Raw genomic sequence first — 25,805 nt, forward strand, 5'->3', positions numbered from 1 at the left:
TATTTTTTTATATCTCGATTAAGTAGTTTGCTTTTTATTTCTATAGATAATTTATAAATTTGACTTTCAGGTCTTGCTATTTTGCAAGCTAATTTATTTAATTATTTTTGAATCTTTTAAATGAAAAAGAACAGAGAGTTAATAATATGATAAACTAAGACCAAACGATACAGAGAAAAGATGTGAGAAATTTTGAGTTTACAGTTTATTCGTGGGAAAATGACAGCTGATCTAGAAGAACCGCTCATTCAACAAGCGGTAAATTGGTTAGATCAGTCGGCTAATCATGAAGTTTTTTATTTGGTACCTAGACATATTGAATTTGAAAAAGAAATTGATGTGTTAAAAAAAATTCGCCAAATGAACAGAGATACAATGATTGCTAGCACACGTCTACAGATTTTCAACTTTGATCGGCTTGCTTGGTATTATTTACGAGATACCTCTTATTATTCATCAAAACTTTTACCTGAGGCAGGTGCTGCCATGCTATTTAGACAGGTTTTATTAGAAAATGAGCAAGAATTACAAATTTTTCAAGGAGAAATTACTAAGGAAGGATTTATTCAACAATTATTTGTTTTTTATCAAGAAATACAGGATGGAAATATTACGATTGATGAATTAGATACTTTTTTAACCCAATTGGATAAAGGAGCAAAAGAACAAGAATTACAAATAAAACTTAAAGATCTGGCATTAATTTTTACTAAATTTGAGGAGAAAGCAAAAAATTATCAATTTGACACTAAAAAAATCGTTGAAAACTTAACAAAGTATTTAACAAATCAAAATCTAAGCCATGTTTCATTTTTAATTAGTGGATTCCATCAGTTCACAGCAAAAGAACTAGAACTCATTTGTCTACTGATTAAAAAGGCAGGTGAGGTAAAAATTTCTTTGCCTTTGGATCGTTCGTATACAAATTCTTTGCCTGAGCCAATGGATATATTTGCTGAAACTGGTACACTTTATTATCAATTTTATCAATTTGCACGCACAAATCGGGTACCTTTATTCACTGATTATGTGGTCAACGAATCTTCCTTAATTCCAACAACAGGTATTTGTCAATTGGAGAATTATTGGATTGCTGCACAAAAACAGTATTTTCCAAAAATGCAACAACAGATTCTTGATAACTGTGTACAAATCTGGAAGGGTGAGAATGTCAAAGAAGAAATTTTGAGTGTTGCTTGTGAGATTCGTCGACTGGTTGCAGAAGAAGGCTACCGATATAAGGACATTCAATTAATCACAAGAGATATGGCTTGCTATGAGAATTTATTAAAACCATTACTTGCTTTATATGATATTCCCATCTATCTTGATCATGATCAAACAATGGAACAGCATCCCTTGGTGGAATGGATTCAATCTTTCTTTGCTATTTACAATTATAATTATCGCTACCGAGATATCTTGCGCTTTTTACGTACGGAACTTTTTTTTCCAAAGGAAAATCAGAAATGGGAAACTATTGAGCAGTGGCAAGCGGCATGTAGAGAATGGCGTAATAAGGTAGATATAACTGAAAATGTCGTTTTAGCTTACGGGTATGAGGGAACCTATTGGTCTAGAAAACAAGATTGGTCATTTATACAATACGACTTTGAAGAGCATAAATTAGAGAATACAAAACAAATTGAAGAAGATTCAAATGAAATTAGACAGAAGGTACAAAAATATCTACCAGTGTGCTTTAAAAAATTAAAAAAAGCCAAAAATGGATTGGAAGCTGCTAAAATTTTCCATCATTTTTTAATTGAGAGTGGTGTGAAGTATCAGATGAATCAATGGCGAATTCAGGCAATTGAAGCAGGAAATTTAGAAGAAGCAAAAAATCATGAACAAGTATGGACAGCACTTATGACTTTACTTGATGAGTATGTCGAAATTTATAAGAATGAACCGTTTTTCTTTGAAACTTTTCAAGAGATATTTACCAGTGGATTAGCAGGTATTAATTATAGTAGGATCCCAGCGACAATTGATCAAGTACAAGTTCGTTTGATTGATTTAACAAGAGCTGCTGCTGCAAAGGTAATATTTGCTATCGGTCTGACAGAAGAAGCTTTTCCAAAAAAAATTGAAAATAAAACATTACTTTCTGATGAAGAACGTCAATTGATAGATTTATATTTAGCGGATGATCAATTTTTAGCGAATAGTACAGAAAAAAAAATTGCTCAGGAACCCTTCATTGCTTATAAAATGTTGGTATCAGCGACTGAAAAATTGTATCTTACCTATCATTGTACAAAAGATACAAAACAAGAAATAAAATGTTCGCCTTATATTCGAAATATCCAACAAGCTTTTATGCTACCCATTATAGAGAAACGAGAAGGATTACCGACAGATGATGAAGCTATCAGCTTAACGCATATCGGTACCTATCCTGCCTTGATTGGTGAATTAACACGATTAAAGCGACAAAATCAGGAAATAGGGGAACCCGTTTCTGGTTTTTGGTTAGCGATGGAGAAAGCATTAACCAGACAACCAGAAATCTCACAAACAGCTTCTTTTGTTTTTTCTAGCTTGGGCTACACAAATAATCCGGAAAATTTAACAGAAACATTTGCTGAAGCTTTATATGGTAAGCATATTTATACCTCTATTTCTCAAATGGAAGCTTTTCATCATTGCCAATTTCAATACTTTTTACAATTTGGATTAAACTTAAAAGAACGGTTACTTTTCCAACTCACTTCAGCTGCAACTGGAGAATTCTTTCATGAAGCCTTAGATCAATTTTTTAAATTGCTGATTCGTCAAAATAAATACTTACCTGATTTAACAGATGAAGAAGTAGCTAATTTTTCAGATAATGTCTTAACGGCTGTACTAGATGAACCTAAATTTTCAATTTTAACTTCTTCAAATCGTATGAATTATTTACGTTATCAGTTGAGTCAAACAATTAAAAAAGTAAGTTGGGCACTAAAAAAACAGAGTCAGAAGAGTGGATTTTCCACCGTTCAAACAGAAATATTATTTGGTCAATTAGCTATTCAACAAGGTATTCCTGGTTTAGAACTTGCTTTAGAAAAGCAAGGTAAAATTAGCGTGCGAGGTAAAATTGATCGTGTAGATCAATTAATAACAAATGACCATGAAGTATACTTAGGTGTTATTGATTATAAATCAAGTCATCGAAAATTTAATATAACAGAAGTTTATTATGGTTTAGCGATGCAAATGTTGACCTATTTAGATGTGGCTTTAATGGATGCTGTTCAATTGGTTGGAAAGACCGCAAAACCAGCTGGGTCATTTTATCTACATGTCCATAACCCTACACTTTCTTATGATACAACTGGAGCGATTGAGCAAAAATTGTTAAAAAAATATCAGTATGATGGGTTACTTATTAATGATTCAGAGCTATTGAATTACTTAGATAAAGAATTAGAAGAAAAAACCAGCTCTACCATTTTTCCAATTGAAGCATCTGCTAAAGGAATTATTAAACCAGGGAGAAAACAAGAAAATAAATTTGTCACAGAAATGGAATTACAATCATTATTGAAAAATAATCGTGAAAAAATAAAAAAAGCTGGAAATAAAATTATTAATGGTGAAATTCAAATGAATCCAGCTTATCAAGGGAAAGAGCGAATTGCTTGTCGGTTTTGTCAATTCAAAAGTATCTGTACCTTTGATACGATGCTAAAAGAGAATAACTATCATAAAATAGCAACCTTATCCAAGAAAGAAGTTATGGAACGCTTATCAAAAGAAGGGATTGAATGTATAGATGATGGAAAAAAAGATTCCATTACGACCACAAAATGAGTCCTTCACGAATAGTCAGTGGCAAGCTATTTTTGATGGTAACTCAAATATTCTGGTTTCTGCTTCTGCCGGTTCTGGTAAAACCACTGTCTTGGTACGAAGAATCATTGAAAAGATAAGGAATGGTAGCCAAATTGATCGCTTGCTGGTTGTTACTTATACTGAAGCTGCAGCCAAGGAAATGAAAGAGAGAATTCAGATTGCTCTCCAACAAGCGATTAACAGCGAACCAGACCTAGCAAGACGACAGCATCTTCTCAGACAATTATCTTTATTACCAATGGCTTCTATTAGCACATTGCATGCGTTTTGTTTAACTGTCATTCGGCGCTTTTATTATTTAATTGAAATAAATCCTGTTTTTCGTTTATTGACAGACGAGACAGAAACCCTGCTATTAAAAGAGGATGTCTGGGAAGTGGTTAGAGAGAAGTATTATGAAAAAGACCAAGAATTATTTTATCAACTGACGGCTAATTTTTCTAATGATCGTAGTGATGATGGCTTGACCCAATTAATTTTTGCTCTATATGATTTCGCCAAGGTAAATCCTGATCCAATTGATTGGTTAGAGCAATTAACAACAAGTTATCAAATTGAAAATGATTTAGGAGAAACCTTCTTATACAAAAAATATTTGAAACAAGATATCTTAACAAAACTAACACGAGTAAATCAATACTATGAAGAATGTTTCAGATGGCTACCGAAACTACCGGAAGAGGAAAAATTATTAAAATTAAAACAATTAATCTTAAAAGAGCAAGAACAAGCAAAACAATTAATGAATTATTTAAGTAGTAATCAATTAGAAGCCGCCTATCAGTTTTCCTTAACCATGGGTTTTGACCGTTATCCAAGCATTCGAGATGAAGAATTAAAATCAATTGCAAATCAGGTAAAAGAATTAAGAGAGAGAAACAAAAAAATAATTAAAGAACTATTAATCCAATTATTTGCCTTATCACCCCAAGAAATGAAAGAAGTGATGAAACAGACAATACCCATTGTTCAAAAACTGAGTGATGTAGAAAAAGAGTTTATTAAAGCTTACACAGAAGAAAAAGCTAAGAAAAACTTGGTAGATTTTAACGATCTAGAACATTTTACTTTAGCTATTTTGGCTAAAAAGACAAAAAAAGGTTGGGTACCGACAGAGGCCTCTGATTATTATCGTGATAAATTTGAAGAAGTTTTGGTTGATGAATACCAAGATATTAATCGCCTACAAGAAACGATTCTTAGCTGGTTGAAAAAACCAGAAGAGACGACGGGAAATCTTTTTATGGTAGGGGATGTAAAACAATCTATCTATTCTTTTCGTTTAGCCGATCCAACATTATTTATTGAAAAATATCATCAATATGGACAAAATAAAGATGGAAAACGAATTATTTTAGCTGAAAATTTTCGTTCTAGAAAAAATATTTTAGATTTTACAAACCTAATTTTTCAACAATTAATGGATGGGTCTATTGGACAAATTCCTTATGATCAGTCTGCACAGTTGATTGCAGGAGCAAAACAATTTTTGACAGCTGAAGATCATCAAGAGAATCAATATGATACAGAACTTTTAATTTATGAAAAGAAAAAAGAATTAGAAAATGAATTCGAAGAAAAATCAAGCTTAGGGATGTCTTTACAAGCTTCTGAGTGGGTGATTGAAGATAAAACTGAAGGAGAATTGTATGTTGTCGCTTTAAAAATTAAAGAATTAGTGGACACTAACTATATAATTTATGATAAAAAATTACAAACAAATCGTCCAGTTACTTATCAAGATATTGTTTTACTAACACCTACCAAGAAAAACAACCTAACGATTCTCGAAGTTTTCAAAGCAGTCGGTATTCCAATACAGGTAAATGATGTACAAAATTATTTTCAAGCAACAGAAATTCGTATTATGATTGCTTTATTGCAGATTATTGATAATCCCTATCAAGATATTCCTTTTGTTGCTGTATTGCGTTCACCAATTGTTGAATTGACAGAAAATGAGTTGACAATAATTCGTCTAGTAAACAAAAAAGGCAATTATTACGAAGCATTTTTACAGTTTAATCAAATAACAGATTCAACATTTTCTGTATTGCAACAAAAAACAAAAAAATTTGCAGAACAATTAGAAAAATGGCGAGAAATTGCTCATAAAAATCAATTAGCTATTTTATTATGGACCATTTATCAAGATACATCTTATTTATATTATGTTGGTGGTATGCCTGCGGGAAAACAACGGCAAGCAAACTTATATGCCTTGGTCGATCGAGCAGCTGCTTATGAAAAAACCAGTTTTCGTGGATTGTTTCAATTTATTCGTTTTGTTGAAAAGATGCAGGAAAAAAATAAAGACTTGGCGGAACCAACTATTTTAGCTGAGGAAAATGCTGTACATGTTATGACGATTCATGCAAGTAAAGGATTAGAATTTCCAATTGTTTTTGTATTAGATATGACGAAGGAATTTAATTTAGGAGATTTAAATGAACGATTTATTTTTGATGAGCAATTAGGAATTGGTGTCCGTTTGCTTCATGAAAAAAATCGTATTTTATATGATACTTATCCATTTTTGGCAATTCGTCAAAGAAAACTGCATAAGCTTTTATCTGAAGAAATGCGAAAACTGTATGTTGCTTTGACAAGAGCAGAGCAGAAATTATTTTTAGTTGGTTCGTATAATGATCAAGAGGCATTATGGAAAGAATGGTTAAAAGTAGCGGATGTTGACTCAGTTGTTTTACCAATTGAAAATCGTTTACAAAGTAAAGGAAATTTGATGAATTGGGTAGGAATGGCACTGATTCGCCATCGTAAAATGAACGAATATCAAACTGAACAGCCCATTAATAAGGTATCTGAAATCTATGATCATCAAGCAAACTTTACACTTACATTCTTTACAAAAAACAGGATTCAAGAGGCTTTTAAACAACGAGAAATGGAACAAGAGAAGAAAGAGAAAAAAGTTTTAGCCAAGGCAGCTTCAAAAGAAATTGTTCAAAAAGGATTAAAAAATTAAATTATCAGTACCCTTATGAAATTGCTGAACACACTACCAGTTATCAATCTGTTTCAGAAATTAAACGTGTCTTTGATGATCCAAACAATCAAGAAATTGGAAAAATGGAATGGCAAGCAGATAATAGGATGGCGCCTCATACATTAATTGTCAATCGTGCAGTAGAAGCAACCCTTCCTCAACCAAAATTTATCGAAACGATGGAACAACCTTCAACTGCAGAGGTAGGAATAGCTACACATCAATTGTTACAAAAGATGGACTTATCTGAAACACCCTCTGTGGAACAATTAACCGTTTTATTGATGGAATTGGTAGAGACAAAGGTAATAACTTTAGCTGTTGCTGATCGGGTAAATGTCAATCAAATTGTTGAGTTTTATCAAACAGAATTAGGAATCGAAATTTTAACAAATTACCAAAACGTTCATCGGGAAAAACCGTTTTCCATGCTTATTCCGGCCGATGAATTAATTAAGGATTATCCTAAAAATAGTATGGATGATTTATTAATTCACGGAATCATTGATGGGTATTTAGAAAAAGAAGATAGTTGTTTACTTTACGATTATAAAACAGATCATATCTACCTAAACAATGAAAAAGAAGAATTGCAAAAAATAATTAAAAAATATCGTGGACAATTGAATCTATATAAAAAAGCATTACAACAAGCAATGAACAAACCTGTTAAGGGCATTTATTTGATCCTATTATCCATTGGTAAAATTATTGATATGGAAACCGAAGAGATAGTCGAAATGACACAACCTATGAAATCAAATTAACTTAATTGTTATAGAAAATAACCCCATTTGCTGTACCAATTTAGCATTTCTTTTTTTTCAAAAATGATAGCAATGTTTTATAGATAGCGAAATTATAAAGGCTTTGTTTATTATTTTTATCTATTTTGTTCTATAAGATCGATGTATTGATGCCATTTGAGAAAAGATTTATAGTTGACCAATCCCTTATCTTCTTGTACACTGAACGAAAGAGAAATGATAGTAAAAACATTGATGGGAACAAGTAATTTGGCTGAGATACGCTAGGGAAAATTTGCCTTGACTGAAAGCAAATTGTATATTCAAAAAATGAAATTCACTTCCAGAGTTGTTTGTTATCTTTTAAAAGAAACAAATCGGTTAGGACCGTTATTCCAATTAAGTGCGCAACTCAGCTGCCTAGTTTTGGCTGGTCGGAGTTACGAAGTAGGATGGTACCACGAACGCTCGTTCCTTTTTTGGGAATGAGTGTTTTTATTTATCGAATAACGTTAATGATTAGCAGATAAAATAAAGAAAGGAATCAATCACATGCTATTACAAAAGCAGTTAGAAATTTTACATGATGAAACATTAAAATCAATCAAAACTTCACAATCTTTAACAAAATTAAATCAAATTCGAGTAGAAATTTTGGGAAAAAAGGGTCCTATTACAGAAATTCTTAGAGGAATGAAAAACTTATCTGCAAAAGAGCGACCAATGGTGGGAAGCTTTGCCAATAATGTTCGAGATTTACTTGTACAAGCCATTGAGGAAAGAAAAGAAGTGCTAGAACAAGAAGCTTTAGAACAGTCATTAGCAAAGGAGACTTTGGATGTAACTTTGCCTGGAAAACAAATGAAACAGGGAACAAGACATATTATCTCACAAGTTATTGAGGAAATCGAAGATATCTTTATCGGCATGGGCTATCAAGTGATTGATGGTTATGAAGTAGAATCAGATTATTATAACTTTGAGCGAATGAATCTACCAAAAGAACATCCTGCTAGAGATATGCAAGATACATTCTATATTTCAAATGAAATACTAATCCGTACCCATACTTCACCTATTCAGGCACGTACAATGGAAAAACATGATTTTTCAAAAGGTGCTCTGCGTATGATTTCTCCAGGAAAAGTTTTTCGAAGAGATACCGATGATGCAACACATAGTCATCAATTTCATCAAATTGAAGGTTTGGTTATTGATAAAAATGTGACTATGGGAGATTTAAAAGGCACCTTAGAAATTATGATGAAAAAGATGTTTGGTAAAGATCGACGTATTCGTTTGCGACCTAGTTACTTTCCATTTACTGAACCTTCTGTAGAAGTCGATGTTAGTTGCTTTAAATGTGAAGGCGATGGATGTGGCGTTTGTAAGCAAACTGGTTGGATTGAAATACTAGGTGCTGGTATGGTTCATCCAAATGTACTAGCAATGTCAGGAATTGATGCAAAAGAATATAGTGGCTTTGCATTTGGATTAGGTCCCGATCGAATTGCTATGCTTCGTTATGGTGTCAATGATATTCGAAGTTTTTATCAGAATGATCTTCGGTTTTTAGGTCAATTTAAAGTAAAGGAGTAAAAAAATGTTTGTTTCTTATAAATGGTTAGGTGAATATTTAGATCTTTCAAAAGTTCCTGTAAAAGAATTAGCAGATCAGTTATCTTTAACTGGATTAGAAGTAGAGGGGATTCGATTTCCAAGTGAAGGACTTAAAAAAATTATTGTCGGTGAGGTGAAAGAATGTGTCCCTCATAATAATTCCGACCATCTGTTTATTTGCCAAGTAGATATTGGTGAAGAAGAATTAACACAAATTGTTTGCGGTGCGCCAAATATAAAGGCTGGCATTAAAGTCATTGTTGCTTTACCAGGTGCTCGTATTTCAAATAATATAAAAATAAAAAAGGAAAAGTTCGTGGTGAAGTCTCTAATGGCATGATTTGTTCATTGCAAGAAATCGGCTATATGGAAAGCGTAGTACCTAAAGAATTTGCAGATGGGATTTACTATCTTCCATTTGAAGCAGTTAACGGAGAAGCCGTTTTTCCATATTTAGAGATGGATGATGCCATTATTGAATTAGCCATTACTCCTAATCGCGCAGATGCTTTAAGCATACGGGGAGTTGCTTATGAGGTAGGTGCCATTTATCGTCAAACGCCTAGTTTTGAAGAACCTAAATTGCAAGAAGATTCAACAGAGACAGTTGATCAATATTTAACAGTAGAAGTAGCGGATCAACATGATACACCTGCTTATCAAATACGAATCATCAAAGATGTAAAAATTGCTGAAAGCCCATTGTGGTTACAGACCCATTTAATGAATGAGGGAATTCGTCCAATTAATAATGTTGTTGATGTTACAAACTATATTCTTTTACTTTTCGGTCAACCATTACATGCTTTTGATTATCATAAATTACAAAGTAAAAAAATAGTTGTTCAACGTGGCAAAGAAAAAGAAGAATTTGTAACATTAGATGGTGAATTAAGAGAGTTATCATCAGAAAATATTGTTGTTACAAATGGAAATGTACCAGTTGCTTTAGCTGGTATTATGGGGGGAAAAAATTCTGAAGTTACTTCTGAAACAACTACGATTGCACTTGAAGCTGCTTTATTTGATTCTGTGATGATTCGTCAAACTTCTAAAATGTTTAATTTACGTAGCGAATCTTCCAATCGGTTTGAAAAAGGAATTAATCAAGCAACGATTAATCTGGCTTGTGATACTGCAGCAGCATTAATTGCTGAATTAGCTGGTGGAACAGTAATAGCTGGAAGAGAAATTGGTACTGAAGTTAACGCACAGGCAGTAACCATTCCAATCTCCTTAAAACGAATTAATGACTATTTAGGTACAGAATTGACAGAAACAACGGTGAGTGAAATTTTTGATACATTAGGCTTTTCATATATTATAAAAAATAATAATTATCAGGTAACAGTTCCGCCACGTCGTTGGGATATTGCAATTGAGGCAGATTTAATTGAGGAAGTAGCTAGAATTTATGGTTATGATCGGTTACCAACTACCTTACCAAAGGGTGAAACACTTCTTGGTAGCTTAACGCCAAGTCAGGCACTTATTCGTCAATTTAAAGCTATTTTGGAAGGGCAAGGATTAAGTGAAGTAATTAGTTATGCTTTAACGACCGAGGAAAAGTCAAAACAATTTATGATGAAAAGTAGCTTACCAACCAGTTTACAATGGCCAATGAGCCAAGATCGTTCTCATTTACGAATGAACTTGATTTCAGGGCTGTTGGATGATATTGCCTATAATGTGGCTCGAAAAAATAATAGTATCGAGTTTTATGAGGTGGGACGTGTATTTTATCAGAATGAGGATTCATTAAAGAATCTTCCTTATGAAGAAAATCACTTGGCAATGGCTTTAACAGGCAATAGAGAAGAGAAAGATTGGCAAACACAAGCAGTATCTGTTGATTTTTATACCTTAAAAGGCATTATTGAAACATTGTTTGAAGCTGCTGGAATTCATGTTGTTTATCAAGCGACAAAAGATATACCTGAATTACATCCAGGTCGGACTGCATTTATTTATTTAGAAGATCAGATGATTGGCTTTATCGGGCAAGTGCATCCAGCTTTAGAAAAACAATACAATATTCCTACAACATATGTTGCTGAACTCAATCTATTTGCAATGATGCAAATGAGGAATCAGACAAAAATGATGGCTCCTATTTCAAAATTCCCAGCAGTAAACCGAGATATTGCTTTATTGGTTGATAAAACAATAACCAATCAAGAGATTATTAATGTCATTAAACAATACGCTGGTAAATATTTGGCAAATATTGAGATATTTGATGTGTATCAAGGAAGTCGTATTGAAGCAGATAAAAAGTCGATGGCTTATAGCTTAACATTTATAAACGATGAAGCTACATTGACGGATGAGGTAATCAACCATTCAATGGAAAAAATTGAAAAAGGCTTGATAGAAAACTTAGCTGTTGTCATTCGTTAAGATAATTTTAAAATAAAATGTAACAAAAGAAAATCAGTTACTCTATCTGTTCACTATCCAGCTTTCAAAATGATAATGACTATCTCTTTTGTTATTAAAGTTAAATAAGATGAATTATATACAAGTTAGTAAGGCTATTTTTGTTATAATTCATCTTATTTTTTTGCTCAGTGAATGGCAGTATATTTTTATGAATGGTAGATTTATTAATTTTTGCTAGTATTTAATGATTCATTTTAAAGATAAATTGACAAGTAGATAAAAAAAAGAGAAAATAAAAATACTAAAAAATATAAGGGTTTGATAATTGTGAATGACCAATATGCGATCGGCCTAATTGATTCTGGTGTAGGTGGTTTGACAGTTGTAAAAGAATTATGCCGACAACTTCCTAATGAAAATTTTATTTATTTAGGAGACACTGCACATTGTCCATATGGATCAAAGCCGACAGAACAAGTAATTCAATATACTTGGCAGATGACTAATTTTTTACTCAGAAAAAAAATAAAATTGCTAGTTATCGCATGCAATACAGCAACAGCTGCTGTACTAGAAGAAATAAAAAATACATTAGACATACCTGTTATAGGTGTAATCGCTCCTGGAGCTAGAGCGGCTATTGCTGCTACGAAAAGTCAGCGGATTGGTGTTATTGGCACCGAAGGAACTATTAAAAGTCAAGCATATGAAAAGAATATAAAACTATTAGTTGAAAAAAGCTTTGTAAGCTGTTTGGCCTGTCCATCCTTTGTTCCATTAGTGGAGATGGGGAATTATCATACAATAAAAGCGAAAGAAATTGTTACTAAAACGTTAGCTCCGTTGAAATTGAAACAACTGGATACTTTAGTTTTAGGGTGTACGCATTACCCGTTATTAAGATCGTTTATTCAAACAGCAATTGGATCACAAGTCACCTTGATTGATCCGAGTATTGAAACAGTTAAAGAAATTCAGGATTTATTAGCACATTCTAATAAACTGACTTCAAATCAGACAAACAACAATCCAAGTAGGAAATTTTACACGACTGGTTCAATAAAAACATTTGAAAAAATTGCAATAGATTGGTTAGAACAGGAAATAGATGTTGAATATGTACGGTTAGGAGAGACAGCGAATGATTAGAAATGACGGGAGAGGCGAACAACAACTTAGATCAATTACTATCGAAACAAATGTTTTTAAATATCCTGAAGGTTCTGTCGTGATTTCTTTTGGTGATACAAAAGTTATTTGCTCAGCTACGATTGAAGAGAAGGTGCCTTTTTTTTTGAAAGACTCAGAAAAAGGTTGGGTAACTGCCGAGTATAGTATGTTGCCAAGAGCAACACAAAGACGAAATCGACGAGATAGTAATAAAGGTAAACTTAATGGACGAGCAACAGAAATTCAACGTCTAATTAGTCGCTCTTTAAGAGCAGTTGTTGATTTGGAGAAATTAACCGGGAAAAGTATTATCATAGATTGTGACGTTATTCAAGCAGATGGGGGTACCCGTACAGCGAGTATTACAGGAGCATTTGTTGCTTTAAAATTAGCTGTTGAAAAATTACTTCAGCAAGGATTACTTACAGAAAATCCAATTAAGGAGTACTTGGCAGCAGTTAGTGTTGGTATGCTATCTAATGACAATTGTATAACAGATTTGAATTATGAAGAAGATACTGCTGCAAAGGTAGATATGAATCTAGTGATGACTGAAACTGGAAATTTTGTTGAAATTCAAGGAACCGGAGAAGAAGCAACATTTTCAGGTGAAGAATTGAATACCATGCTTTTTTATGGTAAACAAGCGATTGAAGAATTAATTTCAATTCAAAAACAAGCAATAGTAATCAACGAAAGAAAAAGCAAGAAAGTGAATGGGAATACCATTGTGATTGCTACCAGTAATTTAGGAAAAGCGAATGAATTTAAGAAAATTTTTGAACAAAAAGGATATCAGGTAAAAACGTTACTAGATTATCCGGAATTACCTAAAATTGAAGAAACAGGAAAGACATTCGAAGAGAATGCTCGCTTAAAAGCTGAAACAATTGCTAGTATTTTGAATCAACCAGTTTTAGCAGATGATTCTGGTTTAATAGTTAAAGCATTAGATGGTATGCCTGGAATTTACTCAGCCAGATTTGCTGGTGAACCAACCAATGATGCGGCGAATAATGCTCGTTTACTTTATGAGATGACAAACGTTCCCAAAGAAGATAGACAAGCAACCTTTCATTGTACTTTAGTATTAGCAGCTCCTAAAATGGAAAGTCTGGTTGTTTCAGGAGAATGGCAGGGAGAGATAGCAACCATTCCACGTGGGGAGCATGGATTTGGCTATGATCCATTATTTTATGTGCCAGAATTTCATAAAACTTCAGCAGAAATGTCTAATGAGGAAAAAAATCGACACAGTCATCGAGCAAAAGCGATAGAAAATTTAGAACAAAAATGGAAGCAATGGATTGCACGTTGGGAGATGATCGAATGAATTATTTAGTTATCAGCGATAGTCATGGCGATCGTGATATTTTAGTTGAATTGGTCGATCGCTATGAAGAAAAGGTAGATGGTATGTTTCATTGTGGCGATTCTGAACTTTCAAGCGAAGATGATATTTGGCAACATTTTTTAGTTGTTCGTGGTAATTGTGATTATAATGCTGATTTTCCAGATTTCGTTACTGAACAAATTGGAGAGGATAAAATTTTTATGACACACGGACATCTAATGAATGTCCAACAAGATCTCATGAACTTAGCTTTAAAAGCAGAACAGGTAAAAGCAACCATTGCTTTATTTGGTCATACGCATAGGATTGGTTGCGAAATGCATAATCATGTGCTTTACTTAAATCCTGGTAGCATTCTTTTACCAAGAGATCCCATTTCGGTTCAAGCCTATGCACTTATTAATAGTCATAAAACGGGTTATGATATCACCTATTATGATCGTAACCATCAACAAATGGATCATCTACATTTTGTTTTTCATAAATAAGATCATATTTATTAATTTGATAGGTACCAAAAAAGGTAACATGATGATCATCATGTTACCTTTTTTTGAATAAACTAAAATAAATAAGTATACAAACAAATCATGAATCAAAAGAATTTTTCAAATTAATGGATGGATTATAATTTTTTGATTAATACTTAAGTTTCTTAAGAAAAAATTATTTTATGAATAAACTATTAAATTTGTAAAATATTTATGAAAAAATATCAAATTGGAAGACTTTTGGATCTGTTTTCGATAAAATGGAAAAGGGAAGAAATTGAAATGGAGGTATTTCAATGATTGGAACAACGATTGAAAAATTAATGTTAGAAAAAGCAGGTTCGTTTTTAATTCCAGCGGAAAATGTAGCCAATGTAATGAGTTCACATCCCTTAAACCATGCCGTATTGGTTTTATCAAAAGTAAAATATTCAAAGATCCCTGTATTGGATAAAAATGATCAATTTGTAGGACTTATTAGTTTAGCAGATATTATGGGAAAAATGTTTAGCATAACTTCGATTGATCTAAAAAACCTGAATAAATATACTGTATCTGATGTTATGGAAAGAGAGGTTACTGTCATTCATGAAGACTGGGAATTAGAAGATGTCTTGCATTTTTTAGTAGATACTTCTTTTTTACCAGTCGTTGATAAGTATCAGTGCTTTAAAGGAATTATTACTAGAAAAGAAATTCTTAAAGCAGTAAATCATTTAGCACATGAACTTGAAAAATCCTATGTTGTTTTAGCTAAATCTTCAGAAGAAGACAAAAAAGATAAAATAAAAATTAGTTAAGCATTTTTATTTAAGATAAAAACCTATTCATAATTTCATAAAGGCAAAATAATCCCCTTGTATTTTTTAATTTTCTTTTATTTATTAATCCGTTTTATTTGAGATAGGTATTAATACAACTCATTAAAATTATTTAATGAATAGGTGTATTTGGAATAGTAAAACCAGCTACAGATAATTCACTAACATAATAAGATAAGAATTTCTCTTTCATTTCAGATTGTTGACCATTTAACACATAAACAGTAATTCTAATAGCAAAATTACTATTTCCTAAATCGATTAAACCAAAAATTGCTGGATCGGTTTGGATAATTTCATTATATTCTTCTTTTAATCGATCATTGATACGGCGAATAACAGAAACAATCTGTGGATAGCCTTCTTCTGGATTAATTCGAACATCGATTTGAATTTGCATGTTTGCACGAGAAAGATTGCTAATTATGCTAATGTTACGGTTAGGAACAAAATGGATGGTACCGTCATCTGATTTAATCTGTGTTGTTCTTAGACCAATTGCTTTTACTGTACCAATGATTCTTAAAGGAGTTAGATTCACTCGATCACCAACATCCATTTGCTGCTCAGAAATAACTAAAAAACCTGTAATTAAGTCATTGATAAAGCCTTGTGCACCTAAACCAATAGCAACACCGGCAATACCAGCACCAGCAAGTAAAGAGCCGACAGGTACGCCAACAACGGTTAGTATAGAATAGGTAAAAAGAAAAAAGATCAGATAATTAAATGCATTGGTTGTTAAAGTATGGATAGTTCGTAGACGACTTTCATTTGTTCCTTTATTTCTATCATATTGTTGATAGGCACGATGAATGACAAATTGACCAATTTTTTGAATGAAAAAAAATAATAAACATAATAAAAAAACATAGACAATTTTTTCTATTAAAATTGTAACAATTTGATCCCAGTCAATACTATTAAAAAAACGTTCTACAGCATTTACATTACGAATGGTTTCTTTTTTTATATCTGTACTAGATTTAATTGCCTCATTATTGATCTGATTGATTAAAAACATAATTCTCCCAACTTTCTATTCTGACATTTTTATTTTAACAAAAAATTCTAATTCATTATATTAAAAACAATTCTCTAATAATCTTTAAGTAAAAAATCTGTTATTAATAATAAGTAGTCATATTGTTAAAATTTACTAAATGGTTGAAATTAATTTTCTTTTATTTTTAACTATTTATGATTTTTTGTCAATGATTAACTCTAATTAATTGTTAAATTATTGCAAAAATGAAGCGTATTGCTTTTTTAAATAAAAATAGAAATTTCATTTTTAAAAGATAAATAGTATAATAAAAATTAAATAAGAGAAGGGAGATAGGCAGATGGCAATTGAAAAGTTTAAACAATTAGCAAATGGCGTCTCAATGCCTAGATTAGGATTAGGTGTTTGGCGGGTAAATGATGGAAAAGAAGCAACGATGGCAGTAAAGTGGGCATTAACAGATGGCTATCGATTGATTGACACAGCAGCGATTTATGGAAATGAGCAAGGTGTTGGTCAGGGAATTAAGCAATCAGGCATGCAAAGAGAAGAAATTTTTGTAACGACTAAATTATGGAATGAGGATCAAGGATATGAATCTACCTTCAAAGCTTTTGAACAGAGCCTTGAAAAATTAGGATTGGATTATATTGATTTATATTTAATTCATTGGCCCGTAACTGGAAAATATAAAGATTCTTGGCGTGCTATGGAAGAAATCTATCGAAGTGGAAAAGCAAAAGCGATAGGAGTATCTAATTTCCAACAAAAACATTTAGAAAATCTGATGACAGAAGCAACAATTACACCAATGGTTGATCAAATCGAATTACATCCAACACTTACACAAAAGGCATTAACAAATTATCTAGCTGATAACAAAATTGCTGTTGAAGCATGGTCACCACTTGGACAGGGAAGTGCTTTAAAAAATGATCATATCATAAAAATAGGAGAAAAATACCATAAATCAGCAGCCCAAGTAATTATTCGCTGGCATTTACAAAATGATCATATTGTCATTCCAAAATCTGTTCATGAAGAAAGAATTAAAGAAAATTTTGATGTCTTTAATTTTGGGTTGACAGAAGAAGAAATGCAACAAATTAGTCAATTAAATACAAATACACGTTTAGGAACTAATCCTGACACTTATGATATTTATTAATTGACTGATTGTTAAAATCTAAGCGCTTATTTATGAAATACATGTTATTAATGGAACGTATAGTATCAAGAAATGAATTTTTAACTACTGTTCTGACTGATTTTAATTAATATTTTATAAAACAAAAAACAGTTAAAGATTAATCGATTTATTATTGAATTCATTAAATTCAATAATAAATGAATAACACATACAAAAAAGCACTTGAAATAAGAAATTACTTCTTATTTCAAGTGCTTTTTTGTATGTGTCGCTATTTCATTGATTACTTAAAAAATAATTAGCTGCGAATAACTTCGATTTTGTAACCATCTGGATCTGTAATAAAATAATAAGAAGGATTAGTTCCAGGTAATCCCTTAAGATCTGTCACAGTAAAACCGGCTTTTTTATGTGTTTGATGAAGTTCTTCAAGGTTCTCTGTGCCAATTGCAATATGACCATATCCATTACCAAGTTCATAAGCACTATGATTATAATTATAGGTAAGTTCTAATTCATAGTCATCTTCTGGTAAGGTTAAATAAACTAAAGTAAATTGATTTTCTGGAAAATCACGGCGATTCTTTTCTTTAAATTGAAATGCTTGTTGATAAAAGTTTAGTGACATTTCTAGATCTTTCACTCGTATACAAGTATGAAGCATCTTCATAACTATCATTCTCAATTTTCTAATTTTTTATTTTAAAACAAATTTAATTCATTTTATAGCTGTCAATGAGCCTTTTCATTAAATAAGTTTATAAAATCAGTTTTTCAATAACATGAGCAACACCATCTTCATCATTGGTGCCCGTATGGATATTTGCAGTTTTTTTGACATTTTCTGTGGCATTTCCCATGGCTACACCAATTTCTGCATAATCAATCATCGATAAATCATTTTCGTTATCACCAATAGCCATAATTTCTTTTTGAGGAATATTTAAATGGGCAGCTAGTTTTACTAATGCATTCCCTTTGCTGGCTTGTTTGTTTAGTATCTCAAAATAAAAATCTGTACTTTTTACGGTAGTATATTTTTCTCTAAAGCTTAATGGGATTTTCTTAATGGCAGAATCTAGTCGTTTTGGTTGATCAATCATCATCATCTTGATAATAGTCATATCAGGTGTCATTTCTTCAACTGTTCGATACATTAATGGCATATTCACAAGAAAAGCTTCATGTACGGTATATTCACTGATATTGCGGTTCGCAGTATAAATAGCTGTATCATCAATTGTATGTAAATGGACACCAATTTTTCTTGCCATTAATTCAATATCTAAATAGTCCTCATAAGTTAACGTGTATTTCGAAATCACTTCTTTAGATTTTGTTGCTTGTACAAGAGAACCATTATAGGTAATTACATAATCTTTCTCTCCAAATAAATTTAATTCATTTAATTGTTTGGTTACACCAAGTAATGGTCTTCCTGTACATAGAACAATAGCAATTCCCTTATCGTTCGCTGCTTGGAGGGCTTGTTTTACTCTAGGTGTAATTTGGCTTGCTGAATTGAGCAATGTTCCATCAATATCTATAGCGATTAGTTTAATTGGCATTGTTATCTCCCTAGTCTTTTTTCTGGATAGCTCCATTATGAATATAAGTAGTGAATTCATAATGAATTGAATTAAAAAGCGAGTCATGTTTGCTTCCAAGCATTTCTTTTGGAAAATAAAACCGATTATCTCCCTGCGTTTGGCCGGCTAAAGCAGCGACCAAATTACTAATTTTTGATAATTCAATTAGTGTACCATCTTTTTGCATAATTTCAATTTGTGTTCGTTGACTCCCTTTTTCTGGACGATAAAAGTCATAGGGAAGATCATAACTAGAATTTATAGCCGTATAATAGAGTGTATTGTAACCCGTTTTTTCAATTAATTTTTTTAAATAATGAATGGTTTTTCCATCTTTTTTCATCATAAATGTAGCAGATTTTAAAGGTTTTCGCATTAAAAAACGTTTTGCAAGATCACTCAAAATGACGTCTGGTAAATCTAGCCATTGTGTAAAATAAGCACTTAGAATATTATCATCTAACTTTAAATAATCTGCTAATGTATAATCATTTTTAAAAAAAGGAAGCAATAATTGAGCTTGGAATGAATACTCCTCAGGATATTCTATAAATAATTCTTGAGCTCGATGTAATAAGTGATCTAATAGGACTTCCATGCCTCTGGAAGTTGGATGGAAGTAGACCTGCACATACATTTGGTAACGACTAACAATGTAATCTTCAACTGCATGCATGCCATTCATAGAAAAGGCAATCCCACATTTATAGGGGCGAATAACACTGAGAACTCTTGTTAAATCAAATGTGCCATATTCAGCACCTGTAAAGTAAGCATCCCTTAATAAATAATCCATCCGATCTGCATCAATCTGACTTGAAATCATTTGCACAACTTGTGGATTAGGATAGGTTTTTGTAATAACACTGGCAACTTTTTCTGGAAAATCGGATGAAACACGTGATAAAATTTGATGGACTTCTGTTTTTGGCGAAGTAATAATATCAATGGTAAATTGTTCATGATTTGTTTGAAAAATATGTTCAAATGTATGTGAGTAAGGACCATGACCAATATCATGAAGTAATGCAGCACATAAAGTAATTAGGCGTTCATCATCATCCCACCCGTCTTCACCTAATTGTTTTTTAGAATAGTTTCTTTGAAAAATATCACAAATCCGGCGTGAAATCTCGTAAACACCTAATGAATGTGCAAAGCGACTATGTTCAGCGCCATGAAAGGTAAAGGAAGAAGTTCCTAATTGTTTGATTCGTCTTAAACGCTGTACTTCAGCTGAATTAATCAAATCCAAGATAACTTGATGTTGAACATGAATATAACTGTGAACCGGATCTCTAAAAACCTTTTCAATGGGAAGTAATTGCTCACTATAAGCGATTGACATTAGTGGCTCCTTTCTAATTGTTTATTTCGTTGGTGCATTTTATCTAATTGAGTTGGCCATTTATCCTTAAACCAAGCAGTGGTTACCAATTGATCGGCACATTGTTCTTTTAATTTAGAAGTTTGACTACTATTCCATTTATCTATCAAATTCTTTTTCACCTCATCAATTGTTAAAGGCTTTTCGATTAACGCTTCAAGTGTACCCATAACCATTGGATCTACAGTCGGATAATCTGTAGTTTTTTCGCCAAATTGTTTTTTCAAACTCGCTTGATAAAATTGTCGAACTATCTTGCCACGGGCTAATTGATCACCATTTACACTTAAATAGATCATAATAGCTAAGCCATTTTTTATGCGACGTTGAGAAATACCGGCAAATTTTTTTTGATGAATACTTAGATCGAAAGTGCCTGGACAATAAGAGTTACCTATCTCAAAGGCATCAATTTCTTTTTGTGGATAGGTCGTTTTTATCCAGTGCCACATTTTTTGATAACCTTCATCAATAGATAATTTCTTATTTGGTGGATTGGGTAAAATTAATGAAACATTTAAAATGCCAGAATCAGCGATAACACCTAAACCACCAGAATTTCTGACTAGATAATGGTAACCAGATTCTTTGAGTGAAGAAAGACCACTTTCTAAAAATGGCAGTCTAAGATCTTTCATTCCAAGAATCATTGCTTTTTCTAATTGCCAAAAATGTAAGATGGGTTGATTTGTTAGGCCAGAAAACTCAATGAGTAAGTCGGTTAGCGCGAATGGATGAAGTGCCTGTTCATTTGTTAAATAGCCTTCATCTATTAATAGAGTAGTTATTTGTTCATTGTTGTTTTGCCTGTTTGTCATTGTTATCTTCTTTCTAATTGTTATAATGAATGAGAGTGAAATACCTAGCATTGATAAATAACTGACTTATTAAAATAAAGCTGGTTTCTTAAGAAAAGTTTTCCTTAAAATTATTATAAACGATTTATAAGAAAAGTTGGAGGGCAAATGATAATTTTATAAAAACTCATGGTAAAAACCCAAATAGCATAACAGGATTGTATAACTATGCTAGAAAATGATAAATAGGTTGTTTCCTAATTTGTTATTGTTTCTTTAATCATTTTAATTTTTTATTCTCTTGACTGATGGGTCTTCTTTTTTGATAAGTAAATTTTTACAATATTTTAATTATAAAATTGCCAAACGTTTGATAGGATAGTTTTCCTTAGTTGACAAAATTGATGAAACAGTAAACAATAATTAATAAGTAGTAATCTTTATTTAATAGATATTCAATCTTTTATTTTTTAATAGAGATCAATTTATTTTTATTCCATAATATAATTCTAAATCTTTGAATATTATGATATGAGAGAAGAAAAGGAAGGTGTAATATACCATGAATTTGTCACAAGGAGTTCCAATCTCTATCCAATTGAAAACAGAAGTGAAACAAGCGGAAAAACGTGAGAATTTTTATTTCGATCTGCAAGGACAAATTATTCGCATGGGAAATACTTTATATATTCGTTATAAAGAAGAACAAGAAGATGGAGAAACAGCATCAGTGACTATAAAAATCGAGCCAGATGGAAAGATTCAACTGATACGTTCGGGTGAATTACATATCCGATTAAAATTTGGGTATCTTGAACATTTAGATACAATTTATCGTACGCCGTATGGGTTACTTCAAATTACAACATTTACACGAAATTTACGATTTAGCCTAAAAGATCGTCCAGTTTCCGGTTCTATTATGGTTGATTACGATCTACACACACAAGGTGAAAAATTAGGAGAGTATCACCTAGAATTAGAATTTACCGCATAATTCTGTAAGAACACATTGATTTTTCCTCTTTATTTTTGTATGATAGAAGATATGTGAAAGGACGTGTACCGTTTGGAAATAAAAGCATTTGACGGATTAAATAAAAAAGAATTATCTATGATTGAAGTAGCACATGCCATTCTAGAACAACGTGGAGATGTAATGGATTTTTCTGATTTGGTAAATGACATTCAAAATTATTTAGAAACATCTGACAGTGAAATTCGTGATTCTTTAGCACAATTTTATACAGATCTTAACATTGATGGTAGTTTTATTTCTTTAGGGGATAATCGTTGGGGTCTTCGTTCTTGGTATCCAATTGATTCAATCAATGAAGAGGTCACTCATGGACTTGATGATGACGATGAAGAAGAAACAATTCGTAGAAGAAAGCGCAAAAAGGTGAATGCCTTTATTATGGATACAGATGATGATGATGCTATCGATTATAATGATGATGATCCAGAAGATTCAGAATTAGATGAGAATGATAATGCATTATTTGATGATGACGAAGAAGATGGAGAAATTAAAGCCTATAATTCTGATTTGCAGGAAATTGGTGCTGATGCTGATGAAGAAGATGAGTTACCAGAAATTGAAGAAAATCTCTCTATTATTGATGATGAAGAGATCGATCCTGAATTTGATGAAAATGGTGAATATCCAGATGAACCTAATGATGAAGGGCCAGATGCATCAGATATATAAAATACGAGAAGAAAAACTAATGGGAAGCTATCCAGACTTTTCATTAGTTTTTTTATGTTCATTAATAAAACATTTTTATTTTTAACATAAATTAAAAACTAAAAAATTTTTGACTATAGCTCTTATCTTTTTTGCTATACACCACTTTTGTTTATAATAATAGATAGGTGAAAAAGAAATCTATTTTTGTTAGTGAGAAATAGGAGGGGCAATTATGGAAAAAGATAAATACTCTTCAACTGAATATTTGGATAAAATAGATAAATGGTGGCGGGCAGCAAATTATTTATCTATAGGACAACTGTATTTAAAGGATAATCCATTATTAAAGAGGAAAATTCGCTCAGAAGATGTGAAATATCATCCGATTGGACATTGGGGAACAATCGCAGGTCAGAATTTCATTTATGCTCATTTAAATCGTATTATTAATAAATATGATTTAAATATGTTTTATATTGAAGGACCAGGTCATGGTGGGCAAGTTATGGTATCCAATTCTTATCTTGATGGAAGTTATACAGAAATATATCCTGCTGTGACTGAAGATGAGGCTGGAATGCAAAAATTATTCAAACGTTTTTCATTTCCTGGTGGTGTTTCCTCTCATGCTGCACCTGAAACACCTGGTTCGATTCATGAAGGTGGAGAACTTGGATATTCACTATCTCATGGCGTAGGAGCTATTTTAGATAATCCTGAAGTCATTTCTGCTGTTGTTATTGGTGATGGAGAGTCAGAAACAGGTCCACTAGCAACCTCATGGTTTTCAAATACCTTTATTAATCCAGTAACAGATGGGGCAGTTTTGCCCATTCTACATTTAAATGGTGCAAAAATTGCTAATCCAACGATTTTGGGTAGAAAATCAGATAAGGAATTAGAACAATATTTCAGAGGAATGGGATGGATTCCCTATTTTGTTGAAGGCAATGATCCTAATCAGATGCATCCACTGATGGCTAAAACGCTCGATCAAGTTATTGAAAAAATTCATTCCATTCAGGAAACAGCAAGAAAACAAACTGCTGAAACAGCAAGCATTCAAAAATGGCCGCTCATTGTTTTACGCACACCGAAAGGTTGGACTGGGCCAAAAGAATGGGACGGAAAACCAATCGAGGTAACGTTTAGAGCTCATCAGGTGCCTATACCAATTGATCAAGATCACATGGAACATGTCGATCAATTAGTGAACTGGTTAAAATCTTATAAACCTGAAGAATTATTTGATGAAACAGGTAGATTAAACTCTGAAATTCGGGCAATTGCTCCAATGAATGATAAACGGATGGCAATGAATCCTATTACAAATGGTGGCATTAATCCTAAACCACTACAAATGCCAGATTGGCGAGAGTTCGATCTTCATATTTCGAAACCAGGAGAACTTGTTGCTCAAGATATGTTGGAATTTGGTAAAATGGTTGCAGCAATTATAAAGAAAAACCCACAAAATTTTCTAATCTTTGGGCCAGATGAAACAAAATCTAATCTCTTAAATGATGCATTTAGTGTAACAAGTCGTCAGTGGTTAGAACCCATCTATGAACCACAAGATGAGTGGTTAGCACCAAGCGGTCGAATCATTGATAGCCAGTTATCTGAACATCAAGATGAAGGGATTCTAGAAGGCTATGTGTTAACAGGTAGACATGGTTTCTTTGCTAGTTATGAAGCATTCATTAGAATTGTTGATTCAATGATTGCTCAACATATTAAATGGATGAGAAAAGCCATGGATTTACCTTGGCGAAATGGATATTCATCATTAAATCTAATTGCATCGTCAACTGCTTTTCAGCAAGATCACAATGGTTACACCCATCAAGATCCTGGTATATTATCTCATTTAGCTGAAAAAGAAGCAGACTTTATTCATGAATATGTTCCAGCAGATACAAATAGTCTATTAGCAGTTATGGATAAGGTATTAAAAAGTCAGGGAAAAGTCAATCTGGTTATTTCAAGTAAACATCCACGACCCCAATTTTATTCTCCTGAAGAAGCACAAGAATTAGTAAATAGGGGGTTAATGGAGATTGATTGGGCAAGTACAGTGGCAGAGAATGGCACACCAGAAATTGTCATTGTTGCTGCTGGAACCGAGCCAAATATGGAAGCTCTAGCTGCCATAAATCTAATTAATCAGTCATTTCCAAAATTGCAATTCCGATTTATTAATGTTGTCGATTTATTAAAATTAAGACATCCAGCAGTTGATTCAAGAGGAATTTCTGAAGTAGAATATAATCATTTATTTACGGTAGATAGTCCAATTATATTTGTTTGCCAGGGGTATAGTAGCCTGATTCGTTCACTGTTTTATGATCGAAAGAATCGTCCAGTCTCTATTCATAGTTATCAAGAAAATGGTGCGATTACTACTCCTTTTGATATGCGGGTTCTTAACAAAATTGATCGCTATCATTTAGCAAAGGACATTGCTTTAACGGCCTATGGTTCTAGAGGAGAAGATTTTGCTAGAGCAATGGATACTATTTTAGAGAAACATAACCAATACATTCGCGAAACAGGAAAAGATTTACCGGAAGTTTTAAACTGGAAATGGGCACCACTTCATATTTATAACGAAAATATTGAACAAGATTAATTAAAGATAAAAGCCTTGTACTAGATACAAGGCTTTTATCTTTATTGGTATATTTTTACTAATATAGTTTCTAATTTTTACTGTGTATTTAAATTTTGATATCGTTTACATAAATGA

The 25,805-nt window shown here is 32.3% G+C and carries 15 protein-coding genes, 2 pseudogenes and 1 other annotated feature; of the genes and pseudogenes, 12 read left to right on the forward strand and 5 right to left on the reverse strand.

Annotated features, from left to right (window positions below; all coding sequences use genetic code 11):
- The first annotated feature begins 192 nt into the window (after window positions 1–192).
- The 8 genes and pseudogenes from MPTP_RS04465 (at window position 193) to cbpB (ending at window position 15,413) form a co-directional block, all read left to right on the forward strand.
- Window positions 193–3,801 carry a PD-(D/E)XK nuclease family protein gene (locus MPTP_RS04465; RefSeq protein WP_013773896.1) on the forward strand — a complete coding sequence of 1,203 codons (3,609 nt, stop codon included), beginning with the start codon at window positions 193–195 and terminating at the stop codon, window positions 3,799–3,801.
- Window positions 3,767–7,617: pseudogene (gene addA / locus MPTP_RS04470) on the forward strand (helicase-exonuclease AddAB subunit AddA). Before MPTP_RS04465 ends, addA begins: the two are co-directional and overlap by 35 nt.
- Before the next feature lie 222 nt (window positions 7,618–7,839).
- Window positions 7,840–8,075 (forward strand) — a binding site (T-box leader).
- 73 nt (window positions 8,076–8,148) lie between these two features.
- Window positions 8,149–9,195, forward strand: a complete 1,047-nt coding sequence (gene pheS, locus MPTP_RS04475) for a phenylalanine--tRNA ligase subunit alpha (protein ID WP_013773899.1) — start codon at window positions 8,149–8,151, stop codon at window positions 9,193–9,195.
- Window positions 9,196–9,199: 4 nt separating this feature from the next.
- A pseudogene (pheT, locus tag MPTP_RS04480) lies at window positions 9,200–11,616 on the forward strand (phenylalanine--tRNA ligase subunit beta).
- A gap of 309 nt (window positions 11,617–11,925) precedes the next feature.
- On the forward strand, window positions 11,926–12,747 hold the full coding sequence (gene racE / locus MPTP_RS04485; protein WP_013773900.1) for a glutamate racemase: 822 nt from the start codon (window positions 11,926–11,928) through the stop codon (window positions 12,745–12,747).
- Window positions 12,740–14,101: a ribonuclease PH gene (gene rph, locus MPTP_RS04490; RefSeq protein WP_013773901.1), complete on the forward strand. Its 1,362-nt coding sequence runs from the start codon at window positions 12,740–12,742 to the stop codon at window positions 14,099–14,101. The genes racE and rph overlap by 8 nt, the downstream gene beginning before the upstream one ends.
- Complete coding sequence (locus MPTP_RS04495) at window positions 14,098–14,610, forward strand: metallophosphoesterase (RefSeq protein ID WP_013773902.1); 513 nt, start codon at window positions 14,098–14,100, stop codon at window positions 14,608–14,610. The genes rph and MPTP_RS04495 overlap by 4 nt, the downstream gene beginning before the upstream one ends.
- A gap of 299 nt (window positions 14,611–14,909) precedes the next feature.
- Entirely contained in the window at window positions 14,910–15,413 is a 504-nt protein-coding gene (cbpB, locus tag MPTP_RS04500) for a cyclic-di-AMP-binding protein CbpB (protein ID WP_013773903.1), read from the forward strand.
- Window positions 15,414–15,546: 133 nt separating this feature from the next.
- On the opposite strand, the gene MPTP_RS04505 is transcribed toward cbpB, so the two are convergent.
- Window positions 15,547–16,458: a mechanosensitive ion channel family protein gene (locus MPTP_RS04505; RefSeq protein WP_013773904.1), complete on the reverse strand. Its 912-nt coding sequence runs from the start codon at window positions 16,456–16,458 to the stop codon at window positions 15,547–15,549.
- A gap of 322 nt (window positions 16,459–16,780) precedes the next feature.
- Between MPTP_RS04505 and MPTP_RS04510 the strand changes: the two genes are divergently transcribed.
- Entirely contained in the window at window positions 16,781–17,608 is an 828-nt protein-coding gene (locus tag MPTP_RS04510; protein ID WP_013773905.1) for an aldo/keto reductase, read from the forward strand.
- 280 nt (window positions 17,609–17,888) lie between these two features.
- On the opposite strand, the gene gloA is transcribed toward MPTP_RS04510, so the two are convergent.
- The 4 genes from gloA to MPTP_RS04530 all read right to left on the reverse strand — a co-directional run bounded on the left by gloA (window position 17,889) and on the right by MPTP_RS04530 (window position 21,384).
- Window positions 17,889–18,260: a lactoylglutathione lyase gene (gene gloA, locus MPTP_RS04515; RefSeq protein ID WP_013773906.1), complete on the reverse strand. Its 372-nt coding sequence runs from the start codon at window positions 18,258–18,260 to the stop codon at window positions 17,889–17,891.
- Window positions 18,261–18,348: 88 nt separating this feature from the next.
- Window positions 18,349–19,158 (reverse strand): sugar-phosphatase, encoded by an 810-nt coding sequence (yidA, locus tag MPTP_RS04520; RefSeq protein ID WP_013773907.1) that lies wholly within the window; start codon window positions 19,156–19,158, stop codon window positions 18,349–18,351.
- Between the two features lie 10 nt (window positions 19,159–19,168).
- Window positions 19,169–20,527, reverse strand: coding sequence for an HD domain-containing protein (locus tag MPTP_RS04525; RefSeq protein ID WP_013773908.1), 1,359 nt, complete (start codon window positions 20,525–20,527; stop codon window positions 19,169–19,171).
- Entirely contained in the window at window positions 20,527–21,384 is an 858-nt protein-coding gene (locus MPTP_RS04530; protein WP_013773909.1) for a lipoate--protein ligase family protein, read from the reverse strand. The genes MPTP_RS04525 and MPTP_RS04530 overlap by 1 nt, the downstream gene beginning before the upstream one ends.
- A gap of 541 nt (window positions 21,385–21,925) precedes the next feature.
- Between MPTP_RS04530 and MPTP_RS04535 the strand changes: the two genes are divergently transcribed.
- The 3 genes from MPTP_RS04535 (at window position 21,926) to MPTP_RS04545 (ending at window position 25,688) form a co-directional block, all read left to right on the forward strand.
- Complete coding sequence (locus MPTP_RS04535) at window positions 21,926–22,360, forward strand: YwiB family protein (RefSeq protein WP_013773910.1); 435 nt, start codon at window positions 21,926–21,928, stop codon at window positions 22,358–22,360.
- 72 nt (window positions 22,361–22,432) lie between these two features.
- Complete coding sequence (rpoE, locus tag MPTP_RS04540) at window positions 22,433–23,074, forward strand: DNA-directed RNA polymerase subunit delta (RefSeq protein WP_013773911.1); 642 nt, start codon at window positions 22,433–22,435, stop codon at window positions 23,072–23,074.
- A 214-nt stretch (window positions 23,075–23,288) separates the two neighbouring features.
- Entirely contained in the window at window positions 23,289–25,688 is a 2,400-nt protein-coding gene (locus MPTP_RS04545) for a phosphoketolase family protein (RefSeq protein ID WP_013773912.1), read from the forward strand.
- Window positions 25,689–25,805 lie beyond the last annotated feature (117 nt).

It is taken from the genome of Melissococcus plutonius ATCC 35311 (assembly GCF_000270185.1).
GTDB classification, from domain to species: domain Bacteria; phylum Bacillota; class Bacilli; order Lactobacillales; family Enterococcaceae; genus Melissococcus; species Melissococcus plutonius.

Bases quoted from the DNA above. Each gene is read 5' to 3' on its own strand.
- MPTP_RS04545 (WP_013773912.1), top strand. From the start codon at position 23,289: ATGGAAAAAGATAAATACTCTTCAACTGAATATTTGGATAAAATAGAT.
- MPTP_RS04535 (WP_013773910.1), top strand. From the start codon at position 21,926: ATGAATTTGTCACAAGGAGTTCCAATCTCTATCCAATTGAAAACAGAA.
- MPTP_RS04530 (WP_013773909.1), bottom strand. From the start codon at position 21,384: ATGACAAACAGGCAAAACAACAATGAACAAATAACTACTCTATTAATA.
- yidA (WP_013773907.1), bottom strand. From the start codon at position 19,158: ATGCCAATTAAACTAATCGCTATAGATATTGATGGAACATTGCTCAAT.
- MPTP_RS04525 (WP_013773908.1), bottom strand. From the start codon at position 20,527: ATGTCAATCGCTTATAGTGAGCAATTACTTCCCATTGAAAAGGTTTTT.
- cbpB (WP_013773903.1), top strand. From the start codon at position 14,910: ATGATTGGAACAACGATTGAAAAATTAATGTTAGAAAAAGCAGGTTCG.
- MPTP_RS04495 (WP_013773902.1), top strand. From the start codon at position 14,098: ATGAATTATTTAGTTATCAGCGATAGTCATGGCGATCGTGATATTTTA.
- pheS (WP_013773899.1), top strand. From the start codon at position 8,149: ATGCTATTACAAAAGCAGTTAGAAATTTTACATGATGAAACATTAAAA.
- gloA (WP_013773906.1), bottom strand. From the start codon at position 18,260: ATGAAGATGCTTCATACTTGTATACGAGTGAAAGATCTAGAAATGTCA.
- MPTP_RS04510 (WP_013773905.1), top strand. From the start codon at position 16,781: ATGGCAATTGAAAAGTTTAAACAATTAGCAAATGGCGTCTCAATGCCT.
- rph (WP_013773901.1), top strand. From the start codon at position 12,740: ATGATTAGAAATGACGGGAGAGGCGAACAACAACTTAGATCAATTACT.
- MPTP_RS04505 (WP_013773904.1), bottom strand. From the start codon at position 16,458: ATGTTTTTAATCAATCAGATCAATAATGAGGCAATTAAATCTAGTACA.